The sequence below is a fragment of the Cupriavidus phytohabitans genome (genome assembly GCF_000426345.1).
GTDB lineage: Bacteria > Pseudomonadota > Gammaproteobacteria > Burkholderiales > Burkholderiaceae > Cupriavidus.
Genome location: NZ_AUFE01000110.1, coordinates 1 through 11187 on the forward strand (window position 1 = coordinate 1; position 11187 = coordinate 11187).

Genomic DNA, 11187 nt, shown 5'->3' on the forward strand with positions numbered 1-11187 from the left:
TGACGATATCCGGCAGTTCAGCCTTGGTCCGCGCGGCATCGGTTGCCTGCGACTCCAGCCATGCCTGCGCGTTGGCGTCCACCTGCCGGATGCCAACATAGGCGCGCAGCCACTTTTGATGCCGGGCGCGGGTGCCCGAGACATCGTAGCGTGTCACCACGCTGCGCGACAACGGCCGCGCCCGCAGGGCAGCCTGTACGTGCTCGATCACCGCGGCCGGCACCTCGGTCAGCATCGGAAAGTAGCCAAGGCGCTGCAGCAATTTGAGCTGCACGAGAATCAGCACCGACGTCAAGGCCTGGCGCGCCTGGCTGCGCGCAAAGCGGATCTCGGTCGCGGTCGGCGTGAACGCTGCCTGCAGTTCAACAACGGTGGGCTCGGCCGGCAGCACTGGATAGGCGGTCTCGTGGATCGGCGGCATGATCTCTATCTGCGCCCGAAGGCCTGCTCAAGCTGGCGCGTGCGCTGCACCTCGTCATCGTGCAGATAGATTGAGGTGGTAGTGATGGAGGCGTGCCGCAAATTGTCACGCACCGTTGTCAGGGTTGCGCCGTGCGCCAGGGCATGAGTTGCATGGGTGTGCCTCACCCAGTGGGGCGTGGCGCGCCGCAGCTTGTCCGCCAGCGCCGGATGGTCACGCTGGATGACATCGGCGGCCAGCAGAAAGAAGCGGCGAAACACGTCGCGCAGACGCGGCGTGGTGATGGCCGCGGCGCTGTCCAGATTGGCGAGCAGGGGCGTATCCGGCTTCCAGTGCGAGGGCGTCACCGGCAGGCCACGTTGGACCAAGTATTGATCGAGCGCGTGGCGCGCCAGGGACGGCAGCGCGACCTTGCCAGGCTTGGCACCTTTGCCGACCAAATGCAGCCAGCGCTCGCCGCGCGCGCCGATCTCGATTCCACCAAGCGTCACGCAAACCAGTTCACCGGCACGCAGCCCGGTGGCGTACCCGAAGTCCAACAGGAACCGCAGTCGCTGCGCGGCCGGCTCCGTCCAGCCATGGGACCATTCGAGCCCGTCGGCAATGGTCCGCACCAGTTCCCACTCGCCCGCCGAGAAGGCGCGGGACGCGTCCAGGCCGGGCGCCCGCTGGCCGCCGCGCACTTTCAGTCCAGCGAACGGGTTCGCCAGCACGTAGCGCTGCTGGATTAGCCAGCGGAACATGCACCCGAGCACGGACAGGCATAGGCGATCGAGCGTGGCGACAAGGCGCCAGTAAAGGGGCGCCATTCCGGCGACGTGCGCGGCCGTGCGGGCGCGACCCAGCGATGGTGCGGCGTGGGCCGGCGCAGGAAGGCGCGGTAAGCCGACGCGTCTTCCGTGGTCAGCGAGGACAATGCCTTGCCGCGCTCGAGGATGGCCCACAGCAGCAGACGCTCCGCCTCCTTGCGGTAGGCCCGTTCGGTCTCGGTCGACTCGTACAAGGCCAGCCAGGCCCCGATGGCGTCATAGTCATTGTTGGCATCGAGCGTGCACATCTGGCGGGGGGGCGGAAGGCCCCACGTGATCCGTCGACCTCATGCGGCAGCCGGATCTGCTCCCAGGGCACGACCGGATCGGGCGGTGCCGCCGTGACGAGGGCGCGCGCCCGTTCGGTGAGCTTCGGGTGCGCCGCGAAGAAGGCCTCGATAGGCCTGGCGCTGCGGGCGCCCAGCCCATCGATGGCGGCCCACCAACGGCGCCGGCGCGGAATGCGCACCGTCAGGTCGGCGAGCGTGCGGATGCCATGGGCGCGTAGTGCGGTGACCGCGCGTGGGGACAGCCACCAATCAACCGAATCGCTGATCTGCGGCTCGGGGAGGGGCAGCGACCGCAACGTTTCGAGCGCGCGGGCGACCGCCTTGGCGTGGCCGGTGCGCTCCGCCGCGCCGCAGCGGAACAGTGCAGCAAAATCCTCGCGCCGCCGCCGCCGCGCGAACTCGGCGAGCTGGCGGCGAATATCCCCGAGCACGCCACGCGCCGAGCGGCCGACGCCCAGCGCGTCGGGGCAATAGCGTGCGACCGCCTGGCGCGACGACGCGCCCGCGTACCAGGCGCGCAGGGCCGCCAAGGCGGCGGCGTCGGGGAAATCGGGCGAAATCGTCGTGTCTTGCATCGAAAGTCGTTGGCGGGGTGCGTAAGCCTTGGTATGGAGAAGGCCAGGCACGCCAAGGCGAGGTGCAAATTGCAAGGCCGCAGTTTGCCAGAAAAATGTGGCTATATCGCTAAGAGGGGTTATCGATATGGTTTATGCAATCTGCAGTCGCGTCGCGTTCTTCCAACCGCCGCCATCGGCTAGAATTCGTGCAACCTTCCCTTGCTACCGCCTCAGCGCACCAATCCATCTCATGGCCACCAGAATTAATCGCCAGTCTGTCAGCATCGCGCCGGATCACAACCGGACCACGCTGTCCCAAGGGCAAAAGACGTTCAACTCGCTGATCAAACAGATTGAGAAGCGTCGCATACGGCTGCGTGCCTGGGAAACCGTCACGCCCACCTTCCAGCAGCGCTATGTCAACGAGTACCTGCCGCTTGAGCAGACCTCGACCGATCTGCAGATCCGGATGGTGCATTGTCTGGATCGGGCCTACGAGCAAAAGGGATTGACCAAAGCCGAACGTTGCAAGCTCGCCGACGTGATCACCGATCTGGTGGGCCCGATGGTCGATGAAGACGACAGCCTGAAAGCCATCTACAACAAGTACAGCTCGGCCGACTACGACAGCGAAACCGCCGCGGACATCCTCGGCATGAAATCCATGCTGGAGGCGGTGTTTGGTGTCGAACTGGGCGACGACGTGGACCTCACCTCGCCAGAAGACGTGCTCCAGCGCGCCCAGGCGCACATGCAGCAACAGCACGAGGAAGCGGTCGCGCAAAGCGCCGAGCAGGAAGTGCGTCGTGCCAAGCGGAAAAAATCGCCCAAGCAGCTTGCGGCAGAGGCTCGCGCCCAGGAAGAGCAGGCTCAGATCAGCCTCTCCATTCGCGAAATCTATCGGAAGCTCGCCAGCGCATTGCATCCGGACCGCGAAGCCGATCCGCAGGAGCGCGAACGGAAGACCAAACTGATGCAACGCGTCAATGAGGCCTACAACAAGAACAACCTGCTGCTGCTACTGGAGCTGCAACTGGAGTTGGAACACATCGACCAGCACTCGATCAACCATCTCAGTGAAGATCGGCTGAAACACTACAACAGGATCCTCAAGGAGCAAGTCCGCGAACTGGACGAGCAGATCCTGCATGTCGAATCCGCATTTCGGCACAGCTACGGCATTGATCCCTTCGTAAGCCTGTCGCCAGACAAGCCCCTCCGAATGCTTGCCTCTGATGTCAAGGAGCTCCAGACCAATATCCGCGAACTTGAACGCGATCTCGTCGCGTTCGAAGAGATCAAGAATGTGAAGCTCTGGCTCAAGACCTTCAAGCGCGTGCAGCCAGACCCAATCTTCGACGCGATGCCCTTCTGATTCCGACGAGGAATAACTGTGCTTGCTTATCAATTGCTGAATAATCACGCTGGCCTTCTTCTGATCGGTGACTACGCCTCATTGCGCGAGCTGCACGAAGTTGTCCATGACGTCAATGATCGATCGCCCCTAATTCGCGAAGAGGGCGGGGCATTCCTGGGATTGGCCTATGACGTGCGCAAGGCCTATGAACAGCAACGGGAAAACCTGCAACCGCCCGAAGGCTATGAGGAAATCGGCGTGCGCTACGGAGTCCAGATTCTCTGGCCCGTGCTCCTTGTGCAGCAGCGGATGCTGCGCGTATCGCTCGGGTACCTTGATCATTCCAGGCGGCATCAGGCAATCACCTATGCGCTGGAAGCCGTCATCGAAGCGGGATTGCGGGAGGACTTCGGCGCGCAGGGGCAAACCATGGTCGATCAGTGGCTACGACTCGATCCCACCCCAGACATCTTCGATCGGCTGAACAGCCGTGGCGCAATGTTTTGCTCCTGGTCCAAAGCCGAGCGCGAGCGCCGTTTCGCTTCACTGTTATTGAGCTTTGACACGATGTACGAGCACTATTCCAGCCTCCCGAACGGGCAGCGTGCTACGGAATCAGTGTCGCCCCGTGAGCTCGAGCAATGGAAAGGCGTGGACTGGCCCGATCCGTGTTGGTAATGGCGTGTAGGATGCCGCTTACGGCGGCGTAGCAGTGTGGGCAAACAGCTAGGAGTGGTGTATGGGGAAGGCCAGCAGAAGGAAGCAGCTTCGTCGAAACGAAAGTGAAGATGTTGTCAGTTTTTGGGCACAGGAATATGAGCCCCCCAAGGCCGAGAGAAAGTGGTTTGGCCTACCACCTCTCGTACGGATAGAAGCGAACCTCCCGCAAGAACAGAAAATCTCCCATGCCTTGGTCGAATTGCTGAAAGAAGAAGTGCCATATGACGACGCGCCTCTCTCGGAGTATAAAAATGCGCTGGACGGGATCGTGATTGCATGGAATCTCAGCCTGCTGACAAGTGACGATCGAACCAACGCCGTGGGGAAAATGTTCAAGGATGTTACCGAGGCGAACAGAGAGATCGCCGTCCAGGAGATCGAACGGTTAATGCAGCGCAAGCAGGCCCTTTTCCCCGAAGACAAACGACAGGTTCTCACTTGGTCGGTTCTGATGGAGGGGAGCCATATCCGTATCAAGGCAGCCGCAAAAGCATAAGGCAACCGCGACTACGCGATCTGACGCGCCGGCGGGAGTACATCGACCGGCCTGCTGGACCTCCAAAGACGGGCTCCGTCGCTTGACCCAACGATAGAATTCCTATTCAAATCATCCGCTTAGCGGAGATGTGGCGGATTTTTCACGAATTGCGGCCAACCCTCCCATAGCGATCTCCTTTCGTGGTCTGGGCGGAGGTAGGTACAAGGCAGACCGCCTCTCGCCGCTATGGTGGCGGAGCCCGTCCTTCAGGAACGGGTTCTCTTAATGCTCGAGGGCGTTCCTGTCTTCCATGCGCTGGCGGAGCACGGATCGCAGGTCTTCGCCGTAGCCGGTCAGCACGCCGCCGTCGACGGCCAGCAACTGGCCGGTGATCATGTTGGCCCGTTCACTGGACAGGAAAGAAGCCGCTTCGCCGATCTCCTCGATCTTGCAGAAGCGGCCGAGCGGGACGACGCGTTTGACAATGGCATCGCGCATTTCCGGCCTTGTGCTCTGCTCCATCAACGGCGTCAGAATCCCGCCGGGACAGACCGCATTCACGTTGATGCCGTGATCCGCCACTTCCCAGGCCAGATGCCGGGTCAGCCCCGTGACCGCATGCTTCGAGGCGGTGTAGTCAATACTGCCAAAGAAGGTCATGCGAATGCCGGCGATCGAGTCGATATTGACGATCTTCCCGCGCATCCTGGCAATCATGGTCGGCAGGACAGCCTGGCAGCAGAGCAGCACGCCCTTGGCGTTCACGCCCATCACGCGGTCCCACTGTTCCTCGGCGAGATCCTGGAGTAGAACGGGGGGCCCCTCAATGCCTGCGTTGTTCACCAGGATATCGACCGTGCCGAAGGCCCGCATTGTTTCCGCGACCATGGCTTCTGCGTCGGCCTTCCTGGAAACATCGGCGTGGATGGCGATGGCACGCGTGCCGGTCGGGTCGATGCTATTGGCAACACGCCGGGCATTCTCGAGGTTGAGGTCCACCACAGCCAGGCGGGCGCCTTCCCGTGCCATGACTCGGGCGATGCCCTCTCCGGCACCGCGTCCACCACCGGTGACGATTGCTACTTTGTCCTTCAGTTCCATCCGAGGTCTCCTACGTCAGGCTCGCGAAATGTTTGACTTGATCGTAAGAACATTGGAGACTTGAAAGATCACTAAAGGCGCCATAAAGGTAGCAGATCGCGACACACAGCGAATACTCTGATGAGCCTGAACATTCGATCTGCCTCCCTGGCCCGGTTCCTGGATGTCGCCAGCGAACTCGACCTGGATCCGGAACCCCTTTTGCTGAGGCACGGACTGAGCCGCGCCATGCTGGCCCCCACCGAGTGCAGCTTCCTGCCTGCGCGTGTGGTGATTCAGTTGTTGGAAGATGCGGCAAGCGCGTCCAACTGCACTGCCTTTGCGGCCTTGATGGTAGAGCGGCGCAAGCTTTCGGACATTGGTGCAATCAGCCTGCTGCTGCGACATCAGCGCTCGGCGCGGGCGGCGATCGACTTCCTCACTCGGCACAAAGGGCTGCTGAACGACGTCCTCGCCATTCAGGTCGAGACCGAGGGGAAATTTTCGGTGGTCAGAGTCGAGTTGATTTCCGATGTTTATTCAAGGCAGGCGGCAGAGCTGGGCGTGGGCGTGATCATCAGCATCTTCCGGTCACTGCTGGGGGAACATTGGCGTCCACACGAAGCCTACTTTTCGCATGCGGCGCCGGATGATCAGCAGATCCATCGTCGCGTCTTTCGTTGTCCGCTCAGGTTGGGTGCCGAGTATTCCGGCTTCGCGTGCCTCACGAGCGAGCTGGACTCGCCTTCCGATTTCTCGGAGATCGAGCTGAAGAACTACGAAAAGTTCTTCATCGAGAATCTGCCTGTGGTCAATCGGGAGTCCGTTCTCGAGGATGCGAGAAAGGCGATTTCGTTGCTGATGCCGAGCGGCAAGGTCGACCTGATGCTGGTTGCCGACTACCTGAAGATGAGTCCGCGAACGTTGCAGCGGCGGCTGGCGCAGGAAGACACCACCTTCATGCGCGTCTACAACGCGGTGCGCCGGGATAACGCGACGCGCTCTCTTGAGAATACGCGCCACTCGATCTTCTCCATCGCGGAACAGCTCGGCTTCGACAGTTCAAGATCCTTCACGCGCTGGTTTTCTCAGGAATTCGGAATCTCACCGAAGCCGTGGCGGCAGGCACGTATGCGGAAGGCCTGACTTCGGGAGGCCTGCCACGGCATGGTGTGGCCGGTCCGCCGGGCGGCTTCGCAGTTCGACTGACCGTTGTACCTTGCCAAGTAACCGTTGATAGCTGGAAGCTGCAAATGACCGAGCCGGGTCGCGAAGAGACGACGGACAGAGGGTAGAGATCCGTGACTTGCCGCACCGCCCTGCCCCCGAAGACTTCTCGCGGGCGACCAGGTCGGTGATACCACAGTCCGTTCCGCGCGAGACATAACCGGCATGGTCGTGTGCAGTACACCGGTGAAATTGCGGATTAGCTCGCTTTCATCGTAGCTGCCTGGCGGGCCGCCCGGGTATGCCATGGTACTGGTTGCTATGGTTCTTCGCGGTGGCGTACAGTTCTGCGCCGCTCGGCCATTATCCCAAGCGATATTCCTGAAGGGCCTGATATGCTTTGCGTTTGCCCACATAACCTAAGCGCTACACATTGCATTCTCAAGAAGACAAGAGATGAGCTACCCAGGACTGGAAAAGATGCTGCGCCGGGTCATTACCGGCGACGACGCTGACGGGAAATCGGTGATCATCGTCGATGGCCCGCCTTCAGGTGCTTCGGTTGAGGCCGGGCTCGGTGGCTTGATGGAAATCTGGGCCGAGGGTCTTTGCGACACTCTCGGTCCCGGGCTGGCGGAAGACAAAGGACCGGCGTCCGCTATTCTTGCGCCAGACGACGGACAGATCAAGGTGCGCTGGTTCGCCATAGAGCCGATGCCGGGCGGCGTTCCCGCTGAAACGCTACGGACTCTGGCGCGCGCAGGCTTTGCCCGGATAGGCGCGGATCACCACATGATTGACCAGACCCGCCATCCTGGCATGCATGAGACGGACACTGTGGACGTCATCTGTCTGCTCAAGGGACGTGCAAAATTGATTCTCGAGAACGCGGAAACCGAACTCGTGCCGGGTAATGTGGTAATCCAGCGCGGTACCAATCACGCCTGGACTGCGATAGATGGGACTGCTCTGTTCCTGGCCATTCTGATTGACCGCCAGCGTGTCTAGCAGGGTGTGGCGGATTGGCGCCGAAGTAAGGCTGGCGAGTGGTTAGGCCTCAAGGTGCAAGAGTTTGGGCCGCAGCAGGAGAATTTCCGACCACCCAAGTGCCCGCTGGACGATCCGAACGGCCGTGACGAAGTGTTCCCTGGTGCGCCGGCACGGGACGCCTAAAGTCGCCCTTGGCGGTCTACGTGTTATTGTTACGTCATCAGTAAACAAAAAGCAGCAATATGCGCTCGACCGTAGGTGTGTGGGAATTTGTAGCCATCGTCGCGGCGAGCGCCCTTCTCAACTCGGCCCATGCCGCGAAATGTCGCAGCAACAAGGGGATCCTGTACACCCAGGACCAGCACTGCCCATCCGGCTACACGGACATCACCGCCAGCATGGGCGGCAACGTGTCGACTTACTCAGCGCCTACGCCCAACACCCAACGCACAAACAGCGCAACCACACTGGAAACGGCGCGCACCGTGCAGTATTCCCCAGCTCGGTGTCAGCGACTGCAGGTGGACCGCAGCATGTTAGGCGATCAACTGCGGCGAACAGGCTGGAAGCTGGAGCAGGACAACGTGCGTGCTCAGCTGATGCAAATTGAAGAGGAAATGGCAGCCCGCGACTGCCAGTAAAGACGACTCATGGGTGTCTACGATCGAGATTGGTGGCGCGAACGATACAACCAGCGCTCCGGCGATAAGAAGAATGATTCCTGGCGGCGCCCCGAGAAAGACAGTGGCCGAGCGGCCAAAGATGCAGCCTACAATCCTCGCCAGTTCCGATCCGGCAAAAAGGACATACCGCCGCGCTCCGAACCAATAGCATCCCCTCCCGATGTGCCCGGTGCCGATTGGCATTGGACGGTCAAGCTGGTCGCTCTTGGCTGGTGTGTAATGATCCTCTACCTCGCAGCGAAGTGGGCCATGGGTCGACCGCTGTAGGAGCGTAGCCTTCATGCCACGACACTGGGCGCTCCGGTTATTCCGCCACTCGGTCGGCGGAGGGACCGCATCACCGGGGTAGTAGTGAGCGGTCGCTGCGTCGAGATTCGGCAAACTCAGGATTCCCGACAACGAGCACGCGGCCGTGTTTCAGCCGCTACAGCCGAATTTTGCTCATTCTGCAGACGTTCGTGCATCGTTTCGCAGCGAATCAACATCATTCTCGCGGGTTCCTCATCCGCATCGACTACTTCAGCCTCTGCGGCGCTGCGCAGATATACTTGGCGGAAGACAATGGCGAGGATCACAATGATGGCGCCGACGCAGAAGGCCCGGGACAAGAATTGAAGGTGTCGCGCCATGGAAATTGCCGGATAGCAGGGGTAATTTGGCGGCGAGACTACACCAGGATGTCGCGGCGTGATGCTACGCCGATGCAGGATTGACAGCGCCTCACGTTTCGCGGTAACGAGGCCGGACCGCGCGTTCTGTGACAGCACACTGGGTTGATGCACATGCCAAAGACAATCGTGCCCCGCCCGAGCGGCCACTACTGGGCCACGCGGCACGCGCCCTTTCCGCTGGACGGTCCGAACGGCCATGCCGAAGTCTTTCCTGGTCGCCCACTGCGTCCGCGACGGCAAATGGGTCGCCTTCTATCAGCACGGTGAAGAGTTTGGGGCGCAATGTCATGTATGCCGCGGGCCCATTTCGGCTTTGCTCCTGCTTTCAGCGTCTGCGCGCCGACGGCGGACTGAGCGACCAGCCAGTTGGCCTCTCCAATCAACATAACACCCAGCGCCCGGCAAAAAAACGCTGATCGGGCGTTATGTTGAAAAGCCATGTGGAGGGGCCGTGCAGCCCGACGGCTGTAGCAGGATCACGCGTGCGTCGATAAGAGAAAGACCCCACAAGTTTGCGAGGCCTTCGTTATTCTAGCGTAATGGAATTAGGCTGCAATAGCTGCGCCAGTCGGTGCAATTCCAAGCTTCATCCGGGCGAACTCATTCTCGGAATCGGATCCGGCCAGCACGTAGTTGCGCTCGACGAGCATGCGGGTCATGTACTGCTTGTTGTAGAGGAACGACATGACGATATTCCAGCCGCCGAACGTCACCAGACCGAACAGCAAGTGCAGTGCGGCCGTACCGAGTTCACCGCGGATGAGCGGTACCCAAAAACCGAAGAACAGATAAGTCCAGCTGTACCCGTAGTAGCCCTTTTTAAGCATTCCGCTTGCTGGATGCTTAAGCATAATTTTGGTGGCCATGATTTCCCCTGAGAAAAATGTGTGCGTTTGTATGGCAGCGACCTGTGCAATGCCCGTTCATGTGCGCAGATGCCGACGTGCTTATAGCACATGGTCTACAGGATCATGAATGCCCAAGGAGAGGGGTGTAGATTTCCCTATTTACTCCGAACGCGATCAGTTTTCCGTCATCCGGACAAGTTGCGATTCACGATCCCAGCTCCGGAGCGTGCCCTGTTCTTACAACTTACCGAAGGGCGCTAACGACCGCTTCGGCACAATCTTCAGTCTTCTTCCCCATAGCGATCGAAGGCGCAGAAGCGTCGATGGATAAGTTTAGGAAAACGGCTTTCGCCGTCTCCTACCCTCCGAATCTGGTGTGCGGTTTTCCCGCGACAGTTGTTTCCACATCGGGATTGGCGCGCCAATTGACGAGCCTCGTACATCGTGACAGCCGAGTTTGGTCTCCTTGGGGCTGGCCTCTGCGTCGAGATCCCAGCCCAGGCTTATTTGGGCCGGTACTCGCCGGTCTGGCGGCCTTGGGGCTCGTAGTCGGCGGCACCCTTGTTGGGTTACTTTTCATTGTCAGCCTCCTAGTCTTACTGTGTCACAAATGTGATCGATCAGCCGGACGCGCAACATGGGCAAATGCCAAGGCTGCGCATCAGGTGGAAGCTAAGTTGATGGCGCAGTGTGGTGATTGAGTTAGTCACGTGTCGCTGCGCGCGCTGGGCTGCCACGGGGGATGTAATCTGCGGGAAGCGGAGGTATCTGGCGTTCGAGGGAGTTTTTTTTATTCCCTTCGGACTTGACCGCAACGAGTCGTTCGGCCATCAGGAAGCCATAGGCTGCGACACTCAGCGTCGCGAGCTAAAGTCGAAACTGGTGTACAGGCGGGGAATTTGAGGCGCGGAGTAGAGGGCGGTGGAGCTTTCCGCTGAGAATCTGATTGTCGAGATCGGAAACCAGCACAAGAAAGGTCCACCATGAGCAAGGATAAAGGGAAAGAAGCAGTCGGTCTATCGGAAATCGGGCTTGGGCTCGAGGAGCTGATCAGGCGCGGGGCCCGACGGGTCATCCAGGAGGCGATTGAAGTGGAGCTGGCAGAGCTGCTTGAGC

General features: G+C 60.4%; 10 protein-coding genes and 3 pseudogenes. 7 read left to right on the forward strand and 6 right to left on the reverse strand.

Annotated elements, in window-relative coordinates; translation table 11 throughout:
• Positions 1 to 421: DUF4158 domain-containing protein (locus tag K309_RS0132040; RefSeq protein ID WP_029050101.1), on the reverse strand; the 421-nt coding region annotated here is incomplete at its 3' end.
• A gap of 5 nt (positions 422 to 426) precedes the next feature.
• Positions 427 to 2095 (reverse strand): annotated as a pseudogene (locus K309_RS38240) (site-specific integrase).
• A gap of 232 nt (positions 2096 to 2327) precedes the next feature.
• Between K309_RS38240 and K309_RS0132050 the strand changes: the two are divergent.
• The 3 genes from K309_RS0132050 (at position 2328) to K309_RS0132060 (ending at position 4650) form a co-directional block, all read left to right on the forward strand.
• A complete protein-coding gene (locus K309_RS0132050; protein ID WP_035878714.1) occupies positions 2328 to 3452 on the forward strand; it encodes a J domain-containing protein in 1125 nt (374 codons plus the stop codon).
• 18 nt (positions 3453 to 3470) lie between these two features.
• Positions 3471 to 4112 (forward strand): DUF6904 family protein, encoded by a 642-nt coding sequence (locus tag K309_RS39450; RefSeq protein ID WP_051320737.1) that lies wholly within the window; start codon positions 3471 to 3473, stop codon positions 4110 to 4112.
• 61 nt (positions 4113 to 4173) lie between these two features.
• A complete protein-coding gene (locus tag K309_RS0132060; RefSeq protein WP_029050103.1) occupies positions 4174 to 4650 on the forward strand; it encodes a hypothetical protein in 477 nt (158 codons plus the stop codon).
• Positions 4651 to 4914: 264 nt separating this feature from the next.
• Here K309_RS0132060 and K309_RS0132065 read toward each other — a convergent pair whose 3' ends face one another.
• Positions 4915 to 5733 (reverse strand): SDR family NAD(P)-dependent oxidoreductase, encoded by an 819-nt coding sequence (locus K309_RS0132065; protein WP_029050104.1) that lies wholly within the window; start codon positions 5731 to 5733, stop codon positions 4915 to 4917.
• A gap of 120 nt (positions 5734 to 5853) precedes the next feature.
• Here K309_RS0132065 and K309_RS0132070 point away from each other — a divergent pair, with 120 nt between their 5' ends.
• From K309_RS0132070 to K309_RS0132080, 3 genes are all read left to right on the forward strand, one after another.
• Positions 5854 to 6858, forward strand: coding sequence for an AraC family transcriptional regulator (locus K309_RS0132070; RefSeq protein ID WP_029050105.1), 1005 nt, complete (start codon positions 5854 to 5856; stop codon positions 6856 to 6858).
• A 477-nt stretch (positions 6859 to 7335) separates the two neighbouring features.
• On the forward strand, positions 7336 to 7887 hold the full coding sequence (locus K309_RS0132075) for a cupin domain-containing protein (RefSeq protein WP_051320738.1): 552 nt from the start codon (positions 7336 to 7338) through the stop codon (positions 7885 to 7887).
• A gap of 224 nt (positions 7888 to 8111) precedes the next feature.
• Positions 8112 to 8510, forward strand: coding sequence for a hypothetical protein (locus K309_RS0132080; protein ID WP_029050107.1), 399 nt, complete (start codon positions 8112 to 8114; stop codon positions 8508 to 8510).
• Positions 8511 to 8935: 425 nt separating this feature from the next.
• Here K309_RS0132080 and K309_RS0132085 read toward each other — a convergent pair whose 3' ends face one another.
• From K309_RS0132085 to K309_RS42165, 3 genes and pseudogenes are all read right to left on the reverse strand, one after another.
• Positions 8936 to 9181 carry a hypothetical protein gene (locus K309_RS0132085; RefSeq protein ID WP_029050108.1) on the reverse strand — a complete coding sequence of 82 codons (246 nt, stop codon included), beginning with the start codon at positions 9179 to 9181 and terminating at the stop codon, positions 8936 to 8938.
• Between the two features lie 587 nt (positions 9182 to 9768).
• Positions 9769 to 10089: a hypothetical protein gene (locus K309_RS0132090; protein ID WP_029050109.1), complete on the reverse strand. Its 321-nt coding sequence runs from the start codon at positions 10087 to 10089 to the stop codon at positions 9769 to 9771.
• Positions 10090 to 10773: 684 nt separating this feature from the next.
• Positions 10774 to 10935, reverse strand: a pseudogene (locus K309_RS42165) (IS701 family transposase); the annotation flags it as partial.
• A 119-nt stretch (positions 10936 to 11054) separates the two neighbouring features.
• On the opposite strand from K309_RS42165, the pseudogene K309_RS42170 reads away from it, so the two are divergent.
• Positions 11055 to 11187, forward strand: a pseudogene (locus K309_RS42170) (IS256 family transposase); the annotation flags it as partial.

Bases quoted from the DNA above. Each gene is read 5' to 3' on its own strand.
- K309_RS0132070 (WP_029050105.1), top strand. From the start codon at position 5,854: ATGAGCCTGAACATTCGATCTGCCTCCCTGGCCCGGTTCCTGGATGTC.
- K309_RS0132050 (WP_035878714.1), top strand. From the start codon at position 2,328: ATGGCCACCAGAATTAATCGCCAGTCTGTCAGCATCGCGCCGGATCAC.
- K309_RS0132060 (WP_029050103.1), top strand. From the start codon at position 4,174: ATGGGGAAGGCCAGCAGAAGGAAGCAGCTTCGTCGAAACGAAAGTGAA.
- K309_RS0132090 (WP_029050109.1), bottom strand. From the start codon at position 10,089: ATGGCCACCAAAATTATGCTTAAGCATCCAGCAAGCGGAATGCTTAAA.
- K309_RS0132085 (WP_029050108.1), bottom strand. From the start codon at position 9,181: ATGGCGCGACACCTTCAATTCTTGTCCCGGGCCTTCTGCGTCGGCGCC.
- K309_RS0132080 (WP_029050107.1), top strand. From the start codon at position 8,112: ATGCGCTCGACCGTAGGTGTGTGGGAATTTGTAGCCATCGTCGCGGCG.
- K309_RS0132065 (WP_029050104.1), bottom strand. From the start codon at position 5,733: ATGGAACTGAAGGACAAAGTAGCAATCGTCACCGGTGGTGGACGCGGT.
- K309_RS0132075 (WP_051320738.1), top strand. From the start codon at position 7,336: ATGAGCTACCCAGGACTGGAAAAGATGCTGCGCCGGGTCATTACCGGC.